At 63.7% G+C, this 22,084-nt stretch carries 19 protein-coding genes and 1 pseudogene; 8 read left to right on the plus strand and 12 right to left on the minus strand.

The window, feature by feature from the left end; all coding sequences use genetic code 11:
* Window positions 1-626: 626 nt before the first annotated feature.
* Window positions 627-911 (plus strand): hypothetical protein, encoded by a 285-nt coding sequence (locus tag UCMB321_RS04000; RefSeq protein WP_040064046.1) that lies wholly within the window; start codon window positions 627-629, stop codon window positions 909-911.
* A gap of 157 nt (window positions 912-1,068) precedes the next feature.
* Here UCMB321_RS04000 and UCMB321_RS04005 read toward each other — a convergent pair whose 3' ends face one another.
* Window positions 1,069-2,016: a LysR family transcriptional regulator gene (locus UCMB321_RS04005; RefSeq protein WP_040064047.1), complete on the minus strand. Its 948-nt coding sequence runs from the start codon at window positions 2,014-2,016 to the stop codon at window positions 1,069-1,071.
* Between the two features lie 131 nt (window positions 2,017-2,147).
* On the opposite strand from UCMB321_RS04005, the gene UCMB321_RS04010 reads away from it, so the two are divergent.
* The 3 genes from UCMB321_RS04010 (at window position 2,148) to UCMB321_RS04020 (ending at window position 7,127) form a co-directional block, all read left to right on the plus strand.
* The gene (locus tag UCMB321_RS04010; protein WP_040064049.1) at window positions 2,148-3,671 is read left to right on the plus strand and encodes a CoA-acylating methylmalonate-semialdehyde dehydrogenase; all 1,524 of its coding nucleotides are present in this window, start codon (window positions 2,148-2,150) and stop codon (window positions 3,669-3,671) included.
* A gap of 14 nt (window positions 3,672-3,685) precedes the next feature.
* Window positions 3,686-4,570 (plus strand): 3-hydroxyisobutyrate dehydrogenase, encoded by an 885-nt coding sequence (gene mmsB, locus UCMB321_RS04015; protein WP_040064051.1) that lies wholly within the window; start codon window positions 3,686-3,688, stop codon window positions 4,568-4,570.
* 193 nt (window positions 4,571-4,763) lie between these two features.
* Window positions 4,764-7,127, plus strand: a complete 2,364-nt coding sequence (locus tag UCMB321_RS04020; RefSeq protein ID WP_040064189.1) for a DNA polymerase II — start codon at window positions 4,764-4,766, stop codon at window positions 7,125-7,127.
* 96 nt (window positions 7,128-7,223) lie between these two features.
* Here UCMB321_RS04020 and UCMB321_RS04025 read toward each other — a convergent pair whose 3' ends face one another.
* Complete coding sequence (locus UCMB321_RS04025; RefSeq protein ID WP_040064052.1) at window positions 7,224-7,571, minus strand: cupin domain-containing protein; 348 nt, start codon at window positions 7,569-7,571, stop codon at window positions 7,224-7,226.
* 39 nt (window positions 7,572-7,610) lie between these two features.
* Window positions 7,611-8,543, minus strand: coding sequence for a LysR family transcriptional regulator (locus UCMB321_RS04030; RefSeq protein ID WP_052451067.1), 933 nt, complete (start codon window positions 8,541-8,543; stop codon window positions 7,611-7,613).
* Window positions 8,544-8,623: 80 nt separating this feature from the next.
* Here UCMB321_RS04030 and UCMB321_RS04035 point away from each other — a divergent pair, with 80 nt between their 5' ends.
* The 4 genes from UCMB321_RS04035 (at window position 8,624) to UCMB321_RS04050 (ending at window position 11,975) form a co-directional block, all read left to right on the plus strand.
* Entirely contained in the window at window positions 8,624-9,391 is a 768-nt protein-coding gene (locus UCMB321_RS04035; protein WP_040064054.1) for a sulfite exporter TauE/SafE family protein, read from the plus strand.
* A gap of 137 nt (window positions 9,392-9,528) precedes the next feature.
* The gene (locus tag UCMB321_RS04040) at window positions 9,529-10,425 is read left to right on the plus strand and encodes a LysR family transcriptional regulator (protein WP_040064056.1); all 897 of its coding nucleotides are present in this window, start codon (window positions 9,529-9,531) and stop codon (window positions 10,423-10,425) included.
* 157 nt (window positions 10,426-10,582) lie between these two features.
* On the plus strand, window positions 10,583-11,476 hold the full coding sequence (locus UCMB321_RS04045; protein ID WP_040064058.1) for an NAD-dependent epimerase/dehydratase family protein: 894 nt from the start codon (window positions 10,583-10,585) through the stop codon (window positions 11,474-11,476).
* A gap of 130 nt (window positions 11,477-11,606) precedes the next feature.
* Window positions 11,607-11,975 carry a glyoxalase superfamily protein gene (locus tag UCMB321_RS04050; protein ID WP_040064059.1) on the plus strand — a complete coding sequence of 123 codons (369 nt, stop codon included), beginning with the start codon at window positions 11,607-11,609 and terminating at the stop codon, window positions 11,973-11,975.
* Between the two features lie 65 nt (window positions 11,976-12,040).
* Here the strand turns inward: UCMB321_RS04050 and UCMB321_RS31690 are convergent, their stop codons facing one another.
* The 9 genes and pseudogenes from UCMB321_RS31690 to UCMB321_RS04090 form a co-directional block, all read right to left on the minus strand.
* On the minus strand, window positions 12,041-12,904 hold the full coding sequence (locus UCMB321_RS31690) for a methyl-accepting chemotaxis protein (protein WP_425338531.1): 864 nt from the start codon (window positions 12,902-12,904) through the stop codon (window positions 12,041-12,043).
* Between the two features lie 39 nt (window positions 12,905-12,943).
* A pseudogene (locus tag UCMB321_RS31695) lies at window positions 12,944-13,963 on the minus strand (methyl-accepting chemotaxis protein); the annotation flags it as partial.
* 261 nt (window positions 13,964-14,224) lie between these two features.
* Window positions 14,225-15,691, minus strand: coding sequence for an ArnT family glycosyltransferase (locus UCMB321_RS04060; RefSeq protein ID WP_040064062.1), 1,467 nt, complete (start codon window positions 15,689-15,691; stop codon window positions 14,225-14,227).
* 116 nt (window positions 15,692-15,807) lie between these two features.
* A complete protein-coding gene (gene ggt, locus UCMB321_RS04065; protein WP_040064063.1) occupies window positions 15,808-17,640 on the minus strand; it encodes a gamma-glutamyltransferase in 1,833 nt (610 codons plus the stop codon).
* A gap of 135 nt (window positions 17,641-17,775) precedes the next feature.
* Window positions 17,776-19,935, minus strand: a complete 2,160-nt coding sequence (locus UCMB321_RS04070; protein ID WP_040064064.1) for a beta strand repeat-containing protein — start codon at window positions 19,933-19,935, stop codon at window positions 17,776-17,778.
* A gap of 11 nt (window positions 19,936-19,946) precedes the next feature.
* Window positions 19,947-20,684, minus strand: coding sequence for a PilW family protein (locus UCMB321_RS04075; RefSeq protein WP_040064065.1), 738 nt, complete (start codon window positions 20,682-20,684; stop codon window positions 19,947-19,949).
* Complete coding sequence (locus tag UCMB321_RS04080) at window positions 20,681-21,100, minus strand: hypothetical protein (protein WP_040064068.1); 420 nt, start codon at window positions 21,098-21,100, stop codon at window positions 20,681-20,683. Before UCMB321_RS04080 ends, UCMB321_RS04075 begins: the two co-directional genes overlap by 4 nt.
* A complete protein-coding gene (locus UCMB321_RS04085) occupies window positions 21,084-21,548 on the minus strand; it encodes a pilus assembly FimT family protein (protein ID WP_040064071.1) in 465 nt (154 codons plus the stop codon). Before UCMB321_RS04085 ends, UCMB321_RS04080 begins: the two co-directional genes overlap by 17 nt.
* Window positions 21,548-22,003, minus strand: coding sequence for a type IV pilin protein (locus UCMB321_RS04090; protein ID WP_040064072.1), 456 nt, complete (start codon window positions 22,001-22,003; stop codon window positions 21,548-21,550). Before UCMB321_RS04090 ends, UCMB321_RS04085 begins: the two co-directional genes overlap by 1 nt.
* Window positions 22,004-22,084: the final 81 nt, after the last annotated feature.

A 22,084-nucleotide genomic window follows, 5' to 3' on the forward strand; every position in this document is an offset into this window, starting at 1 on the left:
AATGGCGTAGCGCAATGGAAATACCGCCGCCAGCAGCGGGCAGGTGCCGGGTTTGAAGGTGTATTTAGGCATGAGTTGAAGGCCTCGAATGGACCTTCGGACTCAAGGCGAGTGAGCTTGAAAACAGGGCGATCATGGGCGCTGAAGTGAACATCCGTAGTCCTTTACTCAGTCAGTAAAGGTCGGATTCTGCGTGTCCTGGGTGGTGGGTTGAATGGGTCTGATAAAAAACAGAAAGGTCTGACGTTGCCTGGTTAAAAAGGCTGACGCGACGGCGGAATGCCTTGTCCGCAGGGAGTAAAAATGCCATCGCTGGCAGCGGTACTGGCACGTATTTCAGGGTGTAAAAGCGGCAGCTATTCGGCGAGTCACTGGACTATAGTTCGGTGGTCATCGACGAATCGGTGACCGGTCTTAGCCGATCGAAACTGTTACGAAACGCAGAAGCGCCCTATGATATCGGCGCTTTTTGCTGCCTGGTTTTTTGCTATGGCGGCTGTGCGTGGGACACCTGCGGGTGTGCCGGGTTTCGTAATAGTCCCGGTCGGCTAACCCGCGTACAGCTGCCACCCTCGTTTGTTTAGCCGCAGATGTTGGTGACTCTATGACTATTACGGAGTGACACCATGACTAATTTCCGCCCGCTACAAAGCAACCTCACTGACGCCCCGGTCCTCTACCTCAAGCTCGATGTCCCGGTGCGTAACCTCTACGAATTTGCCATACAGCGCCTCAAGGCGGCTCGCGACCTGAGCCACAGCCTGACTTGCATGAGCATCGGAAATACCTGCGATCGCGATCTCCAGCATTTCGCCGCAGCAGCCTATCTGTTGCAGCAGGATGGATGCGATGCGTTGGATGCGATGCAGGGGCGGTTCACGGATCCGCAGGCAAGCGCCTTGCAGGCCTGATTGGACACAGCACGAGACTCTGAAAACGCCACGTAACCTGTAGGAGCCGGCTTGCTGGCGATGGCGGCCGATCAGGCTCTGCAAGGCTCAAGGGCCTCATCGCTGGCAAGCCAGCTCCTACAAGGGATCGTGTTCGACCGTTGCCGTGTGGGTGGGATCAGTCGTGGAAAACCATCTCCCGGTTTTTCCCCATCAACAGCGCCTGATTGCGCTCCGTCACATCCCGGATGTAGTCCCACAACAAGGTAATCCGCTTCAACTTGCGAAGATCCTCCCGGCAGTACATCCAGAACTGCCGGGTGATATTCACCTCATCCGTCAGCACCGGCAGCAACTTCGGGTCCTGGGCCGCCAGGAAACACGGCAGGATCGCCAGCGCCCGACCCTGCTGCGCTGCCACGAACTGGGCGATCACGCTGGTGCTGCGCAAGTTGGCGGTTGCATTCGGTAGAGCATTGGCCAGATAAAGCAGCTCATTGCTGAACGCCAGGTCATCGACATAACTGACAAACCGATGCCGACCCAAATCACTGGCGCGGCGGATCGGCGGGTGCTGGTCCAGATACTCCTGGGTCGCATAGAGCTGCAGGCGGTAGTCGCACAGCTTGCAACACACATAGGGCCCATGCTCTGGCCGCTCCAGCGCAATGACGATATCCGCCTCGCGCTTGGACAGGCTGATGAAGTGCGGCAACGGCAGGATATCGACGGAAATCGCCGGGTACGCGTCGACGAAATGACTCAACTGCGGGGTGATGAAAAAGCTGCCGAAGCCTTCCGTGCAACCCATGCGCACATGCCCCGACAGCGCCACGCCAGACCCCGAGACCTGCTCGCAGGCCATGTGCAAGGTGCTCTCGATGGACTCCGCATACCCCATCAAGCGCTGGCCTTCGGCCGTCAGCACAAAGCCATTGGTGCGCGACTTCTCGAACAGCAGGGTGCCCAGCGCACCCTCCAGCGAGCTGATGCGCCGCGACACCGTGGTGTAGTCCACCGCCAGGCGTTTGGCCGCGCTGCTAGCTTTACGGGTACGGGCGACCTCGAGGAAAAACTTCAGGTCGTCCCAGTTCAATGAACCCAAAGACGTGATGTTTTTTTGCATGTTGGTCCGGTTTTTATGTGCATTCTTATTAGAAGAACGCACATCTATACTCCAAAAACAGTCCAGTCACCATGCCCGGGCGCTGCCTCGCCCGCTTCGGATTCGGCCCCACAATAATTCAGGAGAATTCCATGAACGTTTCTCTCAAGCCCGACGCCACCCTCAAGACCGCCAAGCTGCTGATCGATGGCGAGTGGGTCGAATCCAAAACCGATGAGTGGCATGACATCGTCAACCCGGCGACCCAGGAAGTCCTGGCCAAAGTCCCGTTCGCCACCGCCGATGAAGTGGACGCCGCCATCGCGGCCGCCCAGCGCGCCTTCCAGACCTGGAAGCTGACCCCCATCGGCGCCCGCATGCGCATCATGCTCAAGCTGCAAACACTGATCCGCGAACACTCCAAGCGCATCGCCGTGGTCCTCAGCGCCGAGCAGGGCAAGACCATTGCCGACGCCGAAGGCGATATCTTCCGTGGCCTGGAAGTGGTGGAGCACGCCTGCTCCATCGGCACCCTGCAAATGGGCGAGTTCGCCGAGAACGTCGCCGGTGGTGTCGACACCTACACCCTGCGCCAGCCCATCGGTGTCTGCGCCGGGATCACCCCGTTCAACTTCCCGGCGATGATTCCGCTGTGGATGTTCCCGATGGCGATCGCCTGCGGCAACACCTTCGTCCTCAAGCCGTCCGAGCAGGACCCGCTGTCGACGCTGCTGCTGGTGGAACTGGCGCTGGAAGCCGGTGTGCCGCCTGGTGTACTGAACGTGGTGCACGGCGGCAAGGATGTGGTGGATGCGCTGTGCACCCACAAGGACATCAAGGCGGTGTCCTTCGTCGGTTCGACCGCGGTCGGCACCCATGTCTATGACCTCGCCGGCCGTCACGGCAAGCGTGTGCAGTCGATGATGGGCGCGAAGAATCACGCGGTGGTGTTGCCCGATGCCAACCGCGAACAGGCCCTCAATGCCTTGGTCGGTGCCGGCTTCGGCGCGGCCGGCCAGCGCTGCATGGCCACCTCGGTGGTGGTGCTGGTGGGCGCGGCGAAACAGTGGCTGCCGGACCTCAAGGCCCTGGCGCAGAAACTCAAGGTCAACGCCGGCAGCGAGCCGGGCACCGATGTCGGTCCGCTGATTTCCAAGCGGGCGAAAGAGCGCGTGCTGGGGCTGATCGAAAGCGGTATCAAGGAAGGCGCCAAGCTGGAGCTGGACGGTCGCGGCGTCCAGGTGCCGGGCTTCGAACACGGCAACTTCGTTGGCCCGACCCTGTTCTCCGGGGTGACCACCGACATGCAGATCTACACCCAGGAAATCTTCGGCCCGGTGCTGGTGGTGCTGGAAGTCGACACCCTCGACGAGGCGATTGCCCTGGTCAACGCCAACCCGTTCGGCAACGGCACCGGCCTGTTCACCCAGAGCGGTGCCGCGGCGCGCAAGTTCCAGAACGAAATCGATATCGGCCAGGTCGGTATCAATATCCCGATTCCGGTGCCGGTACCGTTCTTCAGTTTCACCGGTTCGCGCGGTTCGAAGCTGGGCGATCTCGGTCCGTACGGCAAGCAGGTGGTGCAGTTCTACACTCAGACCAAGACGGTCACCGCGCGCTGGTTCGATGACGACAGCGAGAACCACGGCGTGAACACCACCATCCATCTGCGCTGAACGAGGAAGCTGCCATGAAGATTGCATTTATCGGCCTGGGCAACATGGGCGCGCCGATGGCGCGCAACCTGATCAAGGCCGGGCACAGCCTGAACCTGTTCGACCTGAACAAGACCGTGTTGCAGGAGCTGGCGGCCCTCGGCGGGTCGATCAGCGAATCGCCGAAAGCCGCGGCCCAGGGCAGCGAGCTGGTGATCACCATGCTGCCGGCGGCGGCCCATGTGCGCAGCGTCTGGCTGGGCGAGGACGGGGTGCTGGCCGGTATCGGTCGGGGCGTGCCGGCGGTGGACTGCAGCACCATCGATCCGCAGACCGCCAAGGATGTCGCGGCGGCGGCGGCCAAGCAGGGCGTGGCGATGGCCGACGCGCCGGTTTCCGGCGGTACCGGCGGTGCCGCGGCCGGGACCCTGACCTTCATGGTCGGTTCTTCCCAGGAACTGTTCGACACCCTGCAACCGGTGCTGGCGCAGATGGGCCGCAATATCGTCCATTGCGGCGAAGTGGGTACTGGGCAGATCGCCAAGATCTGCAACAACCTGCTGCTGGGCATTTCCATGGTCGGGGTCAGCGAAGCCATGGCCCTCGGCGCGGCGCTGGGGATCGACACCCAGGTGCTGGCCGGGGTCATCAACAGTTCCACCGGGCGTTGCTGGAGTTCGGAGACCTATAACCCCTGGCCGGGGATCGTCGATACGGCACCGGCGTCGCGCGGGTATACCGGCGGTTTCGGCGCCGAGTTGATGTTGAAGGACCTGGGGCTGGCGACGGAAGCGGCCCGTCAGGCGCATCAGCCGGTGGTGCTGGGTGCGGTGGCGCAGCAGCTTTACCAGGCGATGAGTCTGCGTGGGGAAGGCGGCAAGGATTTCTCGGCGATCGTTAACTCCTATCGCAAACCGTAGACCTTGTGGGAGCCGGCTTGCTGGCGATGGCGTCCGATCAGGCGCTGCAAGGCTCAAGGGCCTCATCGTCGGAACGCCGCCCGCAGCAAGCTGGCTCCTACAAGGTTTTGTGGTGTTCTCTCGACCTGTGAGACACCTGAACGGCCAGGACGCGTAGAATCATCCCCCTGAAAAAGTTTTCGAGGTACGGGTGGTGGATCTACAGCAGGGTTTTGTCCTGACCCGGCATTGGCGCGACACCCCCACGGGCACGCAGGTCGAGTTCTGGCTGGCGACCGACCACGGTCCCCGGCATGTCCGGCTGCCGCCGCAACCCTCCGTCGCCTTCATTCCCGTTGCCCATCGCCAACGCGCCGAAGCCTTGTTGCAGGGCGAGCGCGGGGTCGAATTGCGTCCCCTGGAACTGCAGGACTTCCACCATCGCCCGGTGCTCGGCCTGTATTGCCAGCAACACCGGCAACTGATGAACCTCGAAAAGCTGCTGCGCAAGAGCGGCGTCGATGTCTACGAAGCCGATATCCGTCCGCCCGAGCGCTACCTGATGGAGCGCTTCATCACCGCGCCGGTCCTGTTCAGCGGCACGGCCAACGCGGACGGCCCGTTGCTCGACACCCAGATGAAACCGACGCCGGGCTATCGCCCGCGCCTGAAACTGGTATCCCTCGACATCGAGACCACCATGCAGGGCGAGCTGTACTCCATCGCCCTGGAGGGCTGCGGCGAGCGTCAGGTGTACATGCTGGGACCGCCGAACGGCGATGCCACGCAGGTCGACTTCAAGTTCGACTACCGCGACACCCGCGCCGGCTTGCTCGAAGCCCTGAACGACTGGCTGGCCCTGCACGACCCCGACGCGATCATCGGCTGGAACCTGGTGCAGTTCGACCTGCGGGTGCTGCATGAGCACGCCGAGCGCCTGAAGGTGCCGCTGCGCCTGGGCCGTGGCGGCGACGTCATGGGCTGGCGCGACAACGGCGCGCGCAACACCCATTATTTCGCGGCGGCCGCCGGCCGGCTGATCATCGACGGCATCGAGGCCCTGCGTTCGGCCACCTGGAGCTTTCCCTCCTTCAGCCTCGAATACGTGGCGCAACAGCTGCTGGGCGAGGGCAAGTCCATCGACAACCCGTACCAGCGCATGGACGAGATCGACCGCATGTTCGCCGAGGACAAGCCCGCCCTGGCGCGCTACAACCTCAAGGACTGCGAGCTGGTGACGCGGATCTTCGACAAGACCCAGTTGCTGACCTTCCTGCTGGAACGCGCCACGGTCACCGGCCTGCCCGCCGACCGCAGCGGCGGTTCGGTGGCGGCCTTCACCCATCTGTACCTGCCGCTGATGCATCGCCAGGGCTTCGTCGCGCCGAACCTGGGCGAGCGCACCCCTGAAGCCAGCCCCGGCGGTTTCGTGATGGATTCGCGGCCCGGCTTGTACGAGTCGGTGCTGGTGCTCGATTACAAAAGCCTGTATCCGTCGATCATCCGCACCTTCCTGATCGACCCGGTGGGGCTGGTGGAGGGCCTGCGCCATCCCGACGACAGCGACTCGGTGGCCGGCTTTCGCGGGGCGCGTTTCTCCCGCACGCGGCATTGCCTGCCGGCCATCGTCGAGAGCGTCTGGCAGGGCCGCGAGACGGCCAAGCGCGAGCACAATGCGCCGCTGTCCCAGGCCCTGAAGATCATCATGAACGCCTTCTATGGCGTGCTCGGTTCCAGCGGCTGCCGCTTCTTCGATACACGCCTGGCGTCCTCCATCACCCTGCGTGGCCACGAGATCATGCGACGGACCCGACAGCTGATCGAAGCCCAGGGTTATGCGGTGATCTATGGCGACACCGACTCCACCTTCGTCTGGCTCAAACAGGCCCATAGCGAGGAAGACGCCGCGCGGATCGGCCGCAACCTGGTGGCGCAGGTCAACCAATGGTGGCGCGAGCACCTGCAACAGGAACTCGGGTTGAGCAGCGCCCTGGAGTTGCAGTTCGAAACCCACTTCAGCCGCTTTCTGATGCCGACCATCCGCGGTGCCGAGGAGGGTAGCAAGAAGCGTTATGCCGGCCTGGTGAGCCGTGCCGACGGTTCCCGGGAGATGGTCTACAAGGGCCTGGAAACCGTGCGCAGCGACTGGTCGCCGCTGGCCCAGGACTTCCAGCAGGAGCTGTACCGGCGCATCTTCGACCGGGTGCCGTATCAGGATTATGTGCGCGACTATGTGCGTCGGACCCTGGCGGGTGAGCTGGATGAGCGGCTGGTCTATCGCAAGCGCCTGCGCCGCCAGTTGGGCGACTACCAGCGCAATGTGCCGCCCCATGTCCGGGCGGCGCGCCTGGCCGACGAGTACAACGACGCGCAAGGTCGACCCCGGCAGTACCAGAGCGGTGGCTGGATCAGCTACGTGATCACCCTGGCCGGCCCCGAGCCGCTGGAGATCCGGCGCGCGCCAATCGACTACGACCACTACATCACCCGGCAGCTGCAACCGGTGGCGGACGCAATCCTGCCGTTTGTGCAGGACGACTTCAGCACCCTGATCGGCGGGCAGCTGGGGTTGTTCTGAAGCGCGTCGGTGGGGCGGCTTCCAGAGGCTGAAGCGCGCCACCCACCGATGCGTGTCTGCCGTCGGTCGCGGCAGTTCGGTCCAGGCTGGGCGGGATCAGGCGAAGACGAAGTACTTGCGCACGGTTTCCACGACTTCCCAGGTGCCTTTCATCCCGGGCTCGATCACGAAGATATCGCCGGCGCGCAGGTGGATCGGCGCCAGGCCGTCCGGGGTGATGATGCAGTAGCCTTCCTGGAAGTGGCAGTACTCCCACTTCACGTATTCGACCTGCCATTTGCCCGGGGTGCAGATCCAGGTGCCCATGATCTTGCTGCCGTCTTCGCTGGTGTAGGCGTTGAGGTTGACGGTGTGCGGGTCGCCCGCCAGTTTTTCCCATTTGCAGGCATCGAGGACCGGCAACGGGTGGGTGTCGCGCAGAACGGTGATCGGTGGATTGGACATGCTGGGCTCCGGACGCAGGTTCTTGAGGAAGCCTGCACCCTAGCGGTCGTCGGGGCGGGGCAGTTGTCCAGGTTCGACATCGACCTGCCCATGAGCGCATAAGGCGTCGAGCAAGGCCCGGGCATAACCCGGCAGGTGTTCGAACGAACGGGCGCACAGCAGCAGCTTGCGCCTGGCCCAGGGCTCGGGCAGTGGGCGGCTGACCAGGGACGCCGCGTCCGGCCAGCGGTCCAGGGTCGCCTGGGGCACGATGCCTGGACCGGCACCGCGGGTGACCATGCGCAGCACACCGTCAAATCCGTCTGCCCGCACGCGCAGTTGCAGGCGCATCCCCAGGTGCAGGGCCTGCTCTTCCAGGTACACCGCCAGGGCACTGCCGGCGGGCAGGCCGACCTGTTCGTGGCGCAAGGTATCGCTGAAGCGCAACTGCGGCTGCCGTGCCAAAGGGTGGTCGCGGGGGATCGCCAGCACCAGCGGATCGTCGCAGAAGGCGCGGGTCTGCAAGTCCAGGGTATCCACCGCGTCGGAGACGATGCCGATCTCCGCCGCGCCTTGGCTGATGGCGTGGACAATGCGCAGGCTGGGCAACTCCTGCAGGTCGATGTCGATGTGCGGGTGGCTGCACAGGAAGTCCGCGAGCCGTTCTGGCAGGTATTCGCTGATCGCGGCACTGTTGCCTAGCAGGCGGACCTGGCCTTTTACGCCACGGGCGTACTCGGCCAGGTCCTGGCGCAGGTGTTCGGCCTGTTGCAGCATCAGCCGGGCATGCTGGGCCAGGGCCTTGCCCGCGGGCGTGGGGGTGACGCCACGGCGGCCGCGCTGGAAGAACGGTGTGCCGAGGGACGCTTCCAGGGCCCGTATCCGCGCACTGGCGGCAGGCAGCGACAAATGACTGCGCGCCGCCCCGGCGGTGATATTGCCGGCGTCGAGAATATTCAGGTACAGCCGGAGGTCGATCAGGTCGAAGTGCATGTTCAGCCTCTCTCTTTGCAAGAGGCTAGCTCAAGGCATGACAGATTTTCAAACCCGTCGCGCGGGTCCAGTCTGTGGCCATGAAGACCGTTATCGAGTTTTACCAATCCCTGGGCCTGGCCCTTTCGCTGCTGGTGCTGGGCACCTTCTTGCTGGCGGGCATGGTCAAGGGCGTGATCGGCCTCGGACTGCCGACGGTTGCCATGGGCCTGCTGGGCCTGGCTATGGCACCGACGCAGGCTGCGGCCCTGTTGATCATCCCGGCGACCCTGACCAATGTCTGGCAACTGGCGGCGGGTGGGCATCTGCCGGCCCTGCTTGGGCGATTGTGGCCGATGCTGCTGGCGATCTTCCTCGGCACCGCCGCCGGCACGCTGTGGCTCGGCGGGATGGACGGCGCTCATGGGGTGGTGCGGGCGTTGGGCGCCGCCTTGCTGTTGTACGCGTTGAGCGGCCTGTTGCTACCGGCGCTGCGGCTCGGTGTTCGGACGGAGCGTTGGTTGGGGCCGGTCTGTGGACTGGTCACGGGCATCATCACCTCGGCCACCGGCGTCTTCGTGATTCCCGCCGTGCCTTATCTGCAGGCGCTGGGGTTGAACAAGGATGAGCTGGTGCAGGCGCTGGGCCTGTCGTTCAGCGTCTCGACCCTGGCGCTGGCACTCGGGTTGTTCTGGCGTGGGGTGCTGGGGGATGGCGCCCTTGGCGCCTCATTGCTGGTCCTGGCCCCCGCGCTCCTCGGCATGCTGTTCGGGCAGTGGTTGCGCCAGCGGGTCAGCGCCGTGCTGTTCAAGCGGGTGTTCTTTATCGGCCTGGGTTTACTGGGAACCCACCTGCTGATCGGCGGCTAGCCGGCGAGGGGAGGCGCCGTTCCGAAAGCTGGAGAAGGCAACAATCAGCACTCTATTCCTGCGTTTACAGCAAAAGCGATTTGCTTCGAGGCTGTGGGCGGCTACTCTCAAGGCTGTTTTTCCAGCGAGGGACACAGGTGAAAGCCAGATCCGATGAGTTGCAGATCTTCGTGTGCGTGATCGAGTGCGGTTCGATTTCCGCCGCGGCCGAGCAGGTCGGCCAGACGCCTTCGGCGGTCAGTCGAAGCCTGTCGCGGCTCGAGGCCAAGCTGGAAACCACCTTGATCAACCGCACCACGCGGCGCATGGACCTGACCGAGGAGGGCAAGTTCTTCTTCGAGCGGGCCAAGCAGATCCTGGAGCAGATGGATGAACTGGAAGAGCGCCTCTCCCTGCGCCAGCAGACGCCGGCCGGACGCCTGCGGATCAATGCCGCTTCGCCTTTCATGCTGCATGCGGTGGTGCCTTACATCGCGGAGTTTCGCCGCCTGTACCCGGATATCCAACTGGAGCTCAACAGCAACGACCTGATCATCGACCTGCTGGAGCAAAGCACCGATATCGCCATCCGTATTGGCAACCTGGCGGACTCGACCCTGCATGCGCGTTCCCTGGGCAGCAGCCCGCTGAATATCCTCGCCAGCCCCGCGTATCTGGAGAAACATGGGGGGCCGGCCAGCGTCAGTGAGTTGTCCACGCATACGCTGCTCGGCTTCACCCAGACCGAGAGCCTGAACCATTGGCCGTTGCGGCATGCCCAGGGCGATCGTTGGCAGATCCAACCGGGTATCAGCGCATCCAGCGGCGAGACCTTGCGCCAGTTGGCGCTGGAAGGACAGGGCATTGTCTGTCTGTCGCATTTCATGACCCACCAGGATATCCAGTCCGGGCGTCTGCAGGTGATTCTGCCCGAGGCCAATAGCGGCTATCGCCAGCCGATTCACGCGGTGTACTACCGCAACTCGCAACTGGCGTTGCGGATTCAATGCTTCCTCGATTTTATCCAGGACAAGCTGGCGGGTTATGCCGTGTAGGCGCTGGTTTGCTCCCGGAGGTGCTCCGACGATGACGTCGATTTTTTCAGGTAATTCGTGATTCCCGCGCAAGAGTGAATTGGGTCATACGGGCTTATTCGGCACGGATAAGTCTTCGATACTGGCCCTATCACTTATCCCTGCACGGAGTTTCTCCATGAACGTCTTCATTACCGGCGCCGCCGGCTTTATCGGTGGTTCCATCGCCACTGGCCTGGTCAAGGCCGGTCATCAGGTCACGGGCCTTGTGCGCAGCGCCGAACAGGCTGAGGAAATGCGTCATCTGGGCATCATCCCGGTGATCGGCACCCTGGATGACAGCACGCTGCTCGCCGAGCAGGCACGGCAGGCCGACGCGGTGATCAACGCCGCCAGCAGTGATCATCGCGGTGCGGTCGAAGCCTTGCTCGGCGCCCTGCGCGGTTCCGACAAGGTGTTCCTGCACACCAGCGGTTCGAGCATCGTCGGCGACGCCTCCGGCGGCCTGGCCAGCGATAGCATCTACCACGAAGACCAACTGCCCGAACCGACCGTCGACAAGGCCGCACGCGTGGCCATCGACAATCTGGTCCTGGGCGCGGCAGCGTTCGGCGTGCGCTCGGCGGTGCTCTGCAACACGCTGATCTACGGCCACAGCCAGGGCGTGAACCGCGACAGCGTGCAATTGCCACGTCTGCTCAAGCAGGCACGCAAGAGTGGTGTGGTACGCCATGTCGGCACCGGCCGGAACATCTGGTCCAACGTGCATATCGATGATGTGGTGGCGTTGTACCTGCTGGCACTGACGAAGACCCCGGCGGGAGCCTTCTACTTCGTGGAAAGCGGCGAGGCCGCGTTCATCGAGATGACCACCGCCATGGCCCGGGCCCTGAACCTGGGCGAGCCGCAGGACTGGCCGCTGGCCGACGCTGAAGCCGAGTGGGGTTATGAGATGGCCAACTACGGCCTGGGCTCCAACAGCCGGGTGCGCGGCAAGAAAGCCCGCGAACAGCTGGGCTGGGTGCCCAAGCGCACTTCGGTCACCGAGTGGATTCTCAACGAGATGGCGTGACGCGGGACCGGCGCTTTGCGACGCGGTTTTTGCGACTGACTTCGCGCTTTTGGGGGTGGTGGCACCTGGCTATTAAAGAATCTGCTTTCCAGGCCGAAGTGCTTTGATCAGGTAGCCAGGAAGACCCGTCATGAGCTTCGGTAAAACCACTCCCATCTTGCGGATCCACGACGAGGGCAAGGCGTTGGCGTTCTACGTTGACTTCCTCGGGTTCCGTGTCGATTGGCAGCACCGTTTCGAGCCCGGGTTTCCGTTGTACCTGCAAGTGTCCCGGGGCGATTGCGTGCTGCATTTGAGCGAGCACAATGGCGATGCCATGCCGGGGGCGGCGCTGCGGATCGAGACCGACGAACTGGAGGTCTTCAGGGCGCAGTTGCTGGACAGGGCAAGCGGCGACACGCCGCTCGAGATCCAGGCCATGCCTTGGGGCAGCCTGGACATGACGATCAACGATCCGTTCGACAATCGGCTGGTGTTCACCAACGCGATTTGCGTCTGATCCCATCACCTTCACGCTCGCCTGCTCCATGGATTCCGTTCCGTGGAGCAGGCGAGGCCGTGATGTCACACGCGGAAGTGACTGACCATCATCTGCAATTGATTGCCCAGGCGGGCCAGTTCGACGCTGGATGCCGCGGTTTCTTCGCTGGCCGAAGCGGTCTGTTCGGACACGTCTCGTACGTTGATGATGCTGCGGCTGATTTCCTCGGCCACCGCGCTTTGCTGTTCGGCCGCCGCGGCGATCTGCTGGTTCATCGACTGGATGTTCGACACCGTGCGGGTGATGTTTTCCAGTGAGCTACCGGCCTTGCGGGTCAGGGCGACGCTGCTGTCGGTCAGGCTGCGGCTGTTGTTCATCACGTTCGCCACTTGCTGGGTGCCGTTCTGCAAGGCGGCCACTAGGCCCTCGATCTCCTCGGTGGACTTCTGCGTGCGCTGGGCCAGGCCGCGCACTTCGTCGGCCACCACGGCAAACCCGCGTCCGGCTTCGCCGGCCCGGGCCGCTTCGATGGCGGCGTTGAGCGCCAGCAGGTTGGTCTGTTCGGCCACGGCCTTGATCACGTCCATGACGGCGCCGATCTTGTCGCTTTCCTGCTGCAACACGGTCATGGCTTCGGTCGAGCGCACCACTTCGGTGGCCAGGCGTTCGATCTGGGCAATGGCCTCGCCGACCACCTTGTCGCCTTCACGGGCCTCACCGTCCGCCGCGGCGGCGGCCTGGGACGCCTCTTCGGCATTGCGCGCGACTTCCTGAACGGTGGCGGTCATCTCGTGCATGGCCGTGGCGACCTGGTCGGTTTCGACTTTCTGGCTGTTGACCCCGGCGCTGGTCTGCTCGGTGACCGCGGACAGTTCCTCGGCGGCGCTGGCGATCTGGGTGACGCCGTCGCGGATACTGCTGATCAGGTCGCGCAGGGTCGTGCCCATGCGCTGGATGCCTTGTTGCAACACACCCAGTTCGTCACGGCGGGTCACCACCAGGTTGTGGGTCAGGTCGCCGGCGGCAATGCGTTCGACCACGGCCAGGGTGTCGCGGATCGGGCGGGTGATCTGCCGGGTAATGATCACGGCGGCGAGAATCCCGACCAGCAACGCCAGCAGCGTGCTGCCCAGCTGCAAGGTGCGGGCCTGGGCGCTTTCGCTGTCACGACGGTCCAGCTGGATCTGGTACAGCGTTTCGCTGAGCGAGACGATGTCGGTACCCTGGTCGGTCATTTCCTTGCGTGACAGCACGATGGCGGCGTTGGCCGCCTTGTAGGCCTGCAAGGCGTTGCGGTAGTTGCCCAGGGCGGTTTCGAGCTGGCTCACGGAGCCTTGTTCGGCGCTACTGAACGCTTGCGCCAGTGCCTTGAGGCCGTCGATCGCTTCGTTCAGTTGGTTGAAGGCTTTCTGCTCGGTTTCCGGGGTGCTGTTGGCGGCATAGCCGCGTACTTCATAACGTGTCAGCTGGAACTGTTCCTTGGCCCGGTTGATGGCCTGGAAGCGTTCGAAGCGACCCTCCTCGCCGGGCGGCATTTGCAGCACCTGGTCGTGGATGGTGGTGATCAGCTTGCCGACGACCTCGGCGTTGTCGCCCATGGTCTGGCGTGCGCCGTTGCCGGTGCGATAGGCATCGCGCATCTTCTTCAGCGATTGCTGGTATTGGCTGATGACGTCGGCCTGTTGCTTGAGCAGCTTGAGGTTTTCCGGACTCTTGAAGCTGGCGATCAGCTTCTGCTGTTGCGCGACGAACGCGTCCAGGTTGACCTGGACGTTCTGTGCGGCGGTTTCGTCGCCGTTGGCCAGCATGTATTGCAGGCGTGCCACGCGCAGTTTGGTCAGCGAGGCATTGAGCTGGGTGATGTCGCTCATCCAGTTGCTGCGGTCGATCAGACCGCCCAGGCTGCTCCAGCCAGTCAGGGCCAGGATAGTGGTCAGAAGCAGAACCAGGCCGAATCCCAGGCCCAGTTTCAGGTTGACGCTGATATTGCCAAACCAGCTATTCATCGAATTCCTCCAGGAACTTGGTGTCGCGTGCTATCGGGTGGCTGGAAGGTGTTGTTGTTGGAGCCAGCTGAATTTGTCGGTAGAGCTTGTATCGGCGGTAGCACAAATAGCTGAACGGCATTTTGTCATACAGCATGTTTCTGAACGGCCGGGTGGCGAGGATAGCGTTGTTTGTCTGTGAGGGAAGCCGGTTTTTCCCTGGCGAAAAAAAACCGGCGCTTCGAGGCGCCGGTTTTTTACCCATGGAGCGGGTGGGGCAACTTACTGCCCATAGAAGTTGTAGATCCGCTTGCCCCCGATGGTGACCGTGGCCAGGACCTTGGCCGGTGCCGGCGGTGCCGACACTTTAATGCCCTGGTCGATGATGACCACGTTGTCCGGCGAGGCGGCCAGGAAGGTCGTCAACTCGGCTTCGGTCATCAGCACCTGCTGCTGGCGCTGGGTATAGAACACGGTGGAGGCCAGGCGTTCTTCCGGTTGGAACAAGGCAACCTGCTTGTCGTGGGCCTGCAGTTCGATGACCTGGTCGGTCAGCGGCTTGAAGGAGTTCTTGAGGTCGGAGCGCGACTCCATCACCGCCGCGACCAGGTAGCCGCAGACCACCAGCGCCAGCAGCCCCATGGCCAGGGGACGGTGATGTTTCACCAGTTTGGCGCTGAAGGACGAGGTGGCCGAGCGCCGGCGCAGCCATTCGAGAATCACCGCCGCGTATTCGGCGGCGATGATGGCGGCGGCGGGTGCCATGGACATCATGTAGACCATGCGCTTGCTGGAGGCCAGGGTCAGCAGGGTGAACTGGGCCAGGATCCAGACGGTGGCGAACAGCAGGTGGCGATTGTCCGCCAGGCGCTTGCGCAGGTTCCACAGGCCCAGGTACACCAGCAGGTTCCAGGGCAGGAAGGTTTCCGGCAGCTTGGCCAGGTAGTAGTAGAACGGCTCGTAGTGCCCGGCGCTGGTGAAGGAGCCGCTGAAGCGACCGACACTGTTGGCCCACAGCACTTGAGTGACGGCCTGCATGCCGCCGCGCTGGTGGAGCAGGACCAGCCAGATCAGCAGGGGGATCAGCCCGATCGCGGCGAACAGCGCCGGACGCAGCCAGTCGCCGAAGGTGAAGCGTTTGTCGATCAGGCTCTGGCTTACCAGGTAGGCGAAAATCACCACTCCGGGCAGGGCGAGGCCCAGTACCCCTTTGCTCAAGGTCGAGATCACGATACCGAGGGCGAATACACACCAGGCGGCCAGGGTCTGGTTGCCCTGTGCCCGTTGCTCGGTGGCGCGGAAGAAGGCCAGCAGGGCGAGGGTCACCCCGAGGCTCAGCAGCGCGTCTTCGCCGACCTGGCGGGCATTGCCGAGGTAGCTGGCCATGGTGGCGAGCATCGCGGCGGCGGTCCAGGCCAGCAGGGTGGGACGACCGATCTTGCGCAGGAAAGCAAACAGCGCGAGCACCGTGAACAGGCCGGCGAAGGCCGAGGCGAGGCGCACGGCCAGGGGCGTGCCGCCGAACAGCTGGATGGCACTGGAGTCGAGCCAGAGGCTCAGCGGTGGTTTCTCCAGAAAGGGCTCGCCCAGCAGGTGCGGGGTGACCCAATCCTGGGTCAGGTGCATTTCCATCGCGATCCCGGCCACCCGGGATTCAGTGGAGCCTTGCAGCTCGCGGTTGCCCAGTCCGAAAAAGAACAATAGGCAACTCATCAGGAGCAAAAGCAGGAAGGGGCGTGTCATTCGCATAGTGATACCGAAAGGGAGGAGTCGGGTCGCAAGACAATCTGTTGATCGAAAAAGTATACGGGGCGGTTTCTCAACATATTGTGAAGAGCTGTCCTGTCAGGGTGTGTCGAGATGTTTCAGTCGCCCAAGGCCGCGCCTTCACGCCGCGGATCGGCGCCGCCGGCCCATGACGACTGTCCCTTGTTGTCACGTACCCGCATGATTGCCTGGGTGCCGCTGGTCATGTCCAGTTCGCTGACGGTGTGCCCCTTGTCCTGCAGGGCCTTCACCAGTGGCGCCGAGAACAGGCCTTGCTCCAGTTCGGTGGGACCATTGCGGCTGCCGAAGTTGGGCAGGTTGATGGCCGATTGCGGATCGAGCTTCCAGTCCAGCAGGCCGACCAGGGTCTTGGCGACGTACTCGATGATCTGCGAGCCGCCGGGGGAGCCGACGGTGCCGAGGAAGTCGCCGCTCGCACGGTCGAACACCAGGGTCGGCGCCATGGACGAGCGTGGACGCTTGCCCGGCTCGACGCGATTGGCCACCGGCTTGCCGTCTTCGCTCGGGACGAAGGAGAAGTCGGTCAACTGGTTGTTGAGGATAAAACCCTCGACCATCAGGTGCGAACCGAACGAGCTTTCCACCGTGGTGGTCATCGACACGGCACCGCCCTGGTCGTCCACGGCGACGATCTGCGAGGTGGAAATGCGCATCGGCGAGCGGTCCGGGGCCAGGGCCACCTGGATCCCGGCCGGCACCCCGGGCTCGGCCTGGCCCAGGCTGCGTTCGCCGATCAGGCGGGCGCGGCTGGCGAGGTAAGCGGGGTCGACCAACCCGGAGACCGGCACCGGGATGAAATCGCTGTCGGCGACATACAAGCCTCGATCGGCATAGGCCAGGCGATCGGCTTCGGCGATCAGGTGCACGGCTTGCGGGCGTGGTTCGAGACCGGCGGGGCTGGTGCTTTTCACCGGGCCGAGCGGGGGCAGCGCCAGGCGTTTGTCCTTCGCCTCCAGGGCCTGCAAGGTGCCGAAGATCTGGGCGATGGCGATGCCGCCGGAGGACGGCGGTGGCATGCCGCAGAGCTTCCATTGCTTGTAGTCGGAGCACAGCGGTGTGCGCTCCTTGGCCTGATAGCCCTGCAGGTCGGCCAGCGAAAGCGTTCCGGGGTTGGCGCTGCCATTGACCGCCGCGACGATCTCCTCGGCGATGGCGCCCTTGTAGAGCGCGTCCGTGCCTTCGTTGGCGATGCGCTTGAGCACGGCGGCCAGCATCGGGTTCTTCAGCGTTGTACCGACGGCTTTCGGGCTGCCATCGGCATTGAGGAAGTACGCGGCCATGGCTGGCGAGTGGGGCAGGAACGGGCTGGCGACGATCTGCTTGTGCAGCCGCGGTGAAATGGGGAAGCCTTGTTCGGCCAGGTGGATGGCGGGCTCGAAGAGTTTCGCCCAGGGCAGGCGGCCCTGGGTGCGATGGGCCAGTTCCAGGGCACGCATCACTCCAGGAATACCGACCGAGCGCCCACCGATCTGTGCCTGGGTGAAGGCCATCGGCGTGCCGTCAGGGTTGAGGAACAATTTCTCGGTGGCGCCCGCCGGTGCGGTTTCACGCCCGTCGTAGGCATGCACCTGCTTGCCGTCCCAGACCATGATGAAGGCGCCGCCGCCGATCCCGGTGGCCTGCGGTTCCACCAGGGTCAGGACGGCTTGCATGGCAATCGCGGCGTCCACGGCGGAGCCGCCCTGGCGCAGGATCTCCCTACCGGCCTCGGCCGCCAGCGGGTTGGCCGCCGCGGCCATGTGCCGAGCAGCGTGTTGCGTGAGCAGGCCGGTGCGATAACCCGTGCCGATTTCCGGTGCGGCGGGCAGGGCGGTGTCAGTAGAGGGCGGTGGTGCGTTACAGGCCGTGAGCGCCAGGCTGATGACCAGGGCACAAAGGGAGAAACGACGCGATGGGAAATGTGAGTGCACTGTGTAGGCTCCTGCCTTGGACGTGCACGGCACTATAGTCCGGGTGCGGTGGCTGGAACAATCGTCGATCAGGATGATGCGAAAGTGTCAGCACTGCTGACACAAAGACAAGGGACGGGTGAGGGCGGCGCTGAATCAATACGCCCGGATCCAGCGCACTTTCGTCGAGGCCTGGGTCGCCGAGCCGCCACCTCCCGTGCTGGGCGGGGTGGTGGTGATGGTCTGGTCGGCGGTCACGCTCGACACGTCGATGGCGATGCCGCCCTGGGAAATGGTGGTCGTGCTGGTGCCGTTGCCGCCGGTGGAGAGCGCGCCCTTGATATTGGTGGTGCTCCCCGTGGTGGTGACGAGGCCGCCGAGGATGACGTTGCCATAGAGGGTCCAGCCGCTGCTGGCGAGCCCGCCGTTGGCCTCGATGGCGATGTTGCCGATGGGCAGGCCGCTGTGGACCACATTGGACGAGTCGGTCCAGGTGGCCAGGGTCCCTGCCGTTTTGTTGCACAGGTTGGTCGGGTAGAACGAACCGGTACACAGGTTGGTGTAGCCGGCAAAGTTCGGCGAGTACAAGGGCACATGGCCGCTGCTGGTCAGGGTGACATTGCCGTTGCTGAGCACGGTATTGTTCAACTGGCTCAGGCTCTGTACGCCATCGAGGGTGATATTGCCATTGAACCAGAGTACGCCCGGCGGCAGGGCCTTGATACCGGTGAAAGTCCATCCGTTGCTGGGGGACGCGCTGCTGCCGCACGTGGTGTTGCCATAGTTGCAGGTCAGGAAGTTGAACCCCAGCAGGGTGCGCATATCGGTGGTTGCAAGGTTGTAGGGGCCGGCTGACACCGTCGTACCGGCGGAGGTCTTGACGTTTTGGATCGTCAACGTCGGCACGCCGCTGACAAAGTCGAACACGTAGTTGGCCTGGCTTTTCAGGGGGGTGACGTCCACCGCGGAGACGGTGATGTTGCAGTACGGCACACCGGGCAGGCCGGGCGAGGCACCGGCGACATTCTGCGTCAGGTTCGCCAGTGCGGTGCCGGTGTAGGTCGTGCCGTCCTGGTTGAGCACCTTGCCGGCGATCTGGCTGGCCGTGGTGAACGATGGCGTGTTGGATGACTTCACGCTCAAATTGCCGCCGCCCTGGAACTGACCCACAGTCGCGGTGAGGATCGATACGTCGCTGTTCGCCTTGAGCGTGGTGTAGGTGCCGCTGTAGCCGCCGAACGTCAGGGTGTCGCCCCAGACGGTGCCGACGGTACCGGTGAGGAAGTTGACGCCGCCGCCGTATACCGAGTTGTAGGTCAGCGAGATGCTGGCGGGCAGGGTGCCGGTCCCGGAAATCAGCGTCGCGCCGGCCGTCGTGGTGATAACCCCGCCGGACTGGGTGACCTTGCTCAGGTTCAGGGTATAGACCGTACCGTCGGTGAGGGTGATCAGGGCGGTGCCGGTGCTGGCGGCGGTGATCGAGTTGTCGGTGTTTTTCGTGCCGCCGACCAGGGCGGTGCCGATCGTCGAGCCGCCCGACAGCACATTGGCCTTGAAGGCGCCCGCGGTGATCGCCACATAGCTGCCGCCGGACTGGGTGATATTGACGGTCTTGGCCCCCACGGTCAGGCCAGACGGCTGGCTGCTGGAACTCATGGAGAAGGTGCCCTCGGTGTTGAGGGTCGCGTTGGCCACGATACCGCCGCCACTGAGGTTGATACCACCCTTGGCGCAGCCGGAGACAGTAGCCTGTGAACCGTTGGAAATGGTCAGCACGCCCATCACGGCGATATTCGCCAGGGTCGTGCCGTTGGTGATCGACAGGCTGCCACCGCTGTAGTTGAAGTCACCGTTGAACTGCAGTGCCGGCGGCAGGTTGCCGCTGGCGGGCGCGCTCGCGGCGGTGGCCGGGGTCAGCAGGTAGACCACCTGCAGGGTGTTGGTCGCCAGGTTGTTGGTGGCGGTGATGGTGGCGGTGACCAGCGTGCTGCTGCCGCTGGCGACCTTGGAGATGATCTGCGCGCTGAGCCCGGTGGCGCTGATGGGCAGGTTGCCCACGGTGACATTGGCCAGGGTACTGTCCTGCAGCAACTGCTGCTGCAAGTACAGGCGCACCCATTCCACACCGCTCCAGACCCGCGACTCCGCCGGCGAGGTGGCGTGTGCCGCCACTTGCTGCTGCTGGGCACCGCGTATGCCGTACATCATCCCCAGGGCGGTCACGGTCAGCGCCATGCCGACGAACAGGATCATCAGCGTTGCGGCCATGCCGCGTTGAGCGGCGCGTGTCGATGTGGAAAACGAGGGGACTGGCATCGAGCGCTCGGCTAGGAAGTGGGCTTTTCGAAATTGATCAGACAGGCCGTCGCCTTGCTTTTGACGTAGGCGGGCTGGGGATCGGTGCTGTTGGGGTCCAGCGTGCTGTTATTGGCGCTCAGGGTCACTTGCAGGCGATAGGCGGTATTGGTGGTGTCGGTGGTGCGACCGTAGGGCCAGCAGGTGGCGAAGCCTACCGAAAACATCGTGGCGCCCTGGCCGGCTTCGATCAGCGTGGTACTGGTCCAGGTCGTACTGCTCCACTGCGATGAGGCCTGGGTACAGCCGGCCGCGCCCTTGAGGCTGACCAGGGCGCCGTTGATGACCGCCAGCCCTGAGCAACTGGCTACAGCCGTGGAGCTGGTCTGATAGGACCAGACAATGGCGTTGCCGGTGATGCCATTCGGTGCGGCGCTGGTCAGGGTCGGGAAGTTGGCCTGGGCGGTGGCGGTGCCGGCCAGGGTGCCGTTGGTCAGGGTGGCGCCGGACAGCAGCACGAAATAATTGTCGATATCGGAGCTGGCGCGCGCGGTGGCGCTGCCGCTCCAGAAACCTCCGTTCATCAGTTCGCGCTGGGCCGTCAACAGCGCCGAGGACACCTGGCCATCCTGCCTGGCGCTCTGGATCGAGGTCGCCGAGGTGTAGACCAGGTTTTTATACAGCGAGAGCATGGCCAGAATGCCGAGCAGGGAAATGACCGTGCCCACCATCAGGCTGATCAGCGTGAAGCCACGCTGCCCGCGGCTCATGACTCGTCACCCACGCGGATGATACCGCCAAAAATGCTGCTGTCCGAGCTGCGGGTGGTGAGCACGACCGAGCTCTGCGGCGCCCCGCCGGTGACGACGGTGTTGGTGCCGACCGTGACGGACGGGGCGCTGGTGCAGGTCGCTATGATCGGCACGGTGGCGGTCTGGGTGGGGATGGAGACGACAAGCAAGGCGGCGTTGGTGGTGCACAACAGCGCACCGTTCTGCTCCAGCAGGCTGCGCATCTGGCTGACCACGATATTCTGCAGTTTCATGTCGCGTTGGCTCACCGCTGCCCGTGACGCGGCATAAGTGATGCCCAGGCCGATGAGCGCCATCAGCAGGATGCCGACCAGGGACTCGAGCAGCACATCGCCCCGTTGCCGCCTTGAGGCCGGCTTATATGAGCGGGACATTGACTGAACTCTCGCTGCCTGCGGTCACCTGGATGGTACCGGTGGTGCACGAGGTGGTGCTGACCGCGAAGCCGCGGTTGCTGAAGGCGACGCAGGCCAGATCGGCGTTTGCGACCTGGATAACGGCGGCGCTCGGAAGTGGGGTGCTCCAGAGGATCTGCGTGGTCGAGGTACAGTCGATGGTCTGTCCGGGGGTGAGGCTGAACAGTTTCAGGTTCTGGCCGGAGCGGCACAGGACGGCGGCGGGCGCGGAGTCCTGCACGGCGCCCTGGTTGCGCAGGGCGATGGCCTTGGCGCGGCTGATTCCTTGCTTCAAGAGACCGGCGGCATCGCGCTGATAACCGCTGTTGGTCCACGACTGGGTCAAGGGCACCCCCACGAGCAGCAAGAGACCGAAGATGGTGATGGTAATCATCAACTCGATCAGGGTGAAGCCGCGGCCGTACATCACAACCAACTGCCGTTATACGGACTGCAGGAGGCGATGCTGCGGTTGTTGCCTTGATCCAGTGTGATGACGCAGCCATTGACGTTGCCGCTGGTGCCCGTTGCGGTCACGGTATAAGTCGTGGCGGTGGAGTTGATGGAGTAGCCGAAGGTGCTGGACTGGCTGGGTTGCCAACCCGACGACGGGCTGGTGCAGGGCGACGGGTTGCCGATCAGCGCGCACTGGATCGAGGTCGTGCCGCTGGCCGTCGAGACCGGGTAGGCCAACTGTTTCTGGTAGTAGTTTTCCAGGTTGAGGCTCAGCGCGACCAGGTCGGCCTGGGCCGCCTTGATGTTGCTCTTGGTGACGTAGCTGTTGTAGGCCGGAAGGGCGATGGCGGCAAGGATGGCGACGATCGCGACGGTGATCATCAACTCGATCAGGGTGAATCCCGGTTGTGTTCTGGTGTTGTTCATAGGCATTTGATTGAGATCTCCCCCTGACTCAATGGTCACGCAACATTATATGACATCATTGAATGACGGACTGGGAATCAG

It is taken from the genome of Pseudomonas batumici (assembly GCF_000820515.1).
GTDB classification, from domain to species: Bacteria; Pseudomonadota; Gammaproteobacteria; order Pseudomonadales; family Pseudomonadaceae; genus Aquipseudomonas; species Aquipseudomonas batumici.

Excerpts from the sequence above, each read along its gene's own strand:
- UCMB321_RS04025 (WP_040064052.1), bottom strand. The coding sequence starts at position 7,571 with ATGTCCAATCCACCGATCACCGTTCTGCGCGACACCCACCCGTTGCCG.
- UCMB321_RS04045 (WP_040064058.1), top strand. The coding sequence starts at position 10,583 with ATGAACGTCTTCATTACCGGCGCCGCCGGCTTTATCGGTGGTTCCATC.
- UCMB321_RS04000 (WP_040064046.1), top strand. The coding sequence starts at position 627 with ATGACTAATTTCCGCCCGCTACAAAGCAACCTCACTGACGCCCCGGTC.
- UCMB321_RS31690 (WP_425338531.1), bottom strand. The coding sequence starts at position 12,904 with ATGGGCACGACCCTGCGCGACCTGATCAGCAGTATCCGCGACGGCGTC.
- UCMB321_RS04085 (WP_040064071.1), bottom strand. The coding sequence starts at position 21,548 with ATGTACGGCCGCGGCTTCACCCTGATCGAGTTGATGATTACCATCACC.
- UCMB321_RS04050 (WP_040064059.1), top strand. The coding sequence starts at position 11,607 with ATGAGCTTCGGTAAAACCACTCCCATCTTGCGGATCCACGACGAGGGC.
- UCMB321_RS04060 (WP_040064062.1), bottom strand. The coding sequence starts at position 15,691 with ATGCGAATGACACGCCCCTTCCTGCTTTTGCTCCTGATGAGTTGCCTA.
- UCMB321_RS04035 (WP_040064054.1), top strand. The coding sequence starts at position 8,624 with ATGAAGACCGTTATCGAGTTTTACCAATCCCTGGGCCTGGCCCTTTCG.
- mmsB (WP_040064051.1), top strand. The coding sequence starts at position 3,686 with ATGAAGATTGCATTTATCGGCCTGGGCAACATGGGCGCGCCGATGGCG.
- UCMB321_RS04010 (WP_040064049.1), top strand. The coding sequence starts at position 2,148 with ATGAACGTTTCTCTCAAGCCCGACGCCACCCTCAAGACCGCCAAGCTG.
- UCMB321_RS04070 (WP_040064064.1), bottom strand. The coding sequence starts at position 19,935 with ATGCCAGTCCCCTCGTTTTCCACATCGACACGCGCCGCTCAACGCGGC.
- UCMB321_RS04075 (WP_040064065.1), bottom strand. The coding sequence starts at position 20,684 with ATGAGCCGCGGGCAGCGTGGCTTCACGCTGATCAGCCTGATGGTGGGC.
- UCMB321_RS04080 (WP_040064068.1), bottom strand. The coding sequence starts at position 21,100 with ATGTCCCGCTCATATAAGCCGGCCTCAAGGCGGCAACGGGGCGATGTG.
- UCMB321_RS04030 (WP_052451067.1), bottom strand. The coding sequence starts at position 8,543 with ATGCACTTCGACCTGATCGACCTCCGGCTGTACCTGAATATTCTCGAC.
- UCMB321_RS04005 (WP_040064047.1), bottom strand. The coding sequence starts at position 2,016 with ATGCAAAAAAACATCACGTCTTTGGGTTCATTGAACTGGGACGACCTG.
- UCMB321_RS04090 (WP_040064072.1), bottom strand. The coding sequence starts at position 22,003 with ATGAACAACACCAGAACACAACCGGGATTCACCCTGATCGAGTTGATG.